The following is a 438-nucleotide window of genomic DNA, read 5'->3' as shown; positions in this document are numbered from 1 at the left end:
AGGCTTTTCTGCCACCGTGTTTCAAGCTGTTGCTTAAGGTCAGCAATACTGCCGGGCCTGGTGTGGCGATGGCCGCGCAGGCCACCAGAATAAAAATCAGATAACTGTCCATACGTCCTACCAGTTATACGGGTTATGTAATGACCTCTACACCGGGCAACTGTTCGCTCAGCATCCGGCGTAGTTGTGGCAAATATTCACCATCAAACAGCACTTGTGGCACCTTGGCATGGCGCTGATTAAAAGGTAACTGGAACAGTCCTTTTCCTTCAACCTCATCCAGTACCAAGCGTTTAATCTTAGCGCGAGAAAACACCTCATCTCCCAGGTACAGATTGTCAGCGTCAAAACGCAGCACCTCAAAAGGATTGGCAACCACCAAGCCGTTTTCCAGTCCGTTATACTGTTGTCTTGACCATTGCCAGGGCAATACCGCTA

At 49.5% G+C, this 438-nt stretch carries 1 protein-coding gene; it reads right to left on the bottom strand.

What is annotated here, in order from left to right; all coding sequences use genetic code 11:
- Positions 1 to 133: 133 nt before the first annotated feature.
- Positions 134 to 438 (bottom strand): hypothetical protein (locus J0A66_RS21735; RefSeq protein ID WP_206575941.1); only part of this gene is annotated, 305 nt, incomplete at its 5' end.

Source organism: Bowmanella dokdonensis (assembly GCF_017254865.1).
In the GTDB taxonomy this organism is placed as follows: Bacteria; Pseudomonadota; Gammaproteobacteria; order Enterobacterales; family Alteromonadaceae; genus Bowmanella; species Bowmanella dokdonensis.
Note: the sequence above shows the minus strand (reverse complement) of the source record. Positions and strands in the feature narration are given on the sequence as shown.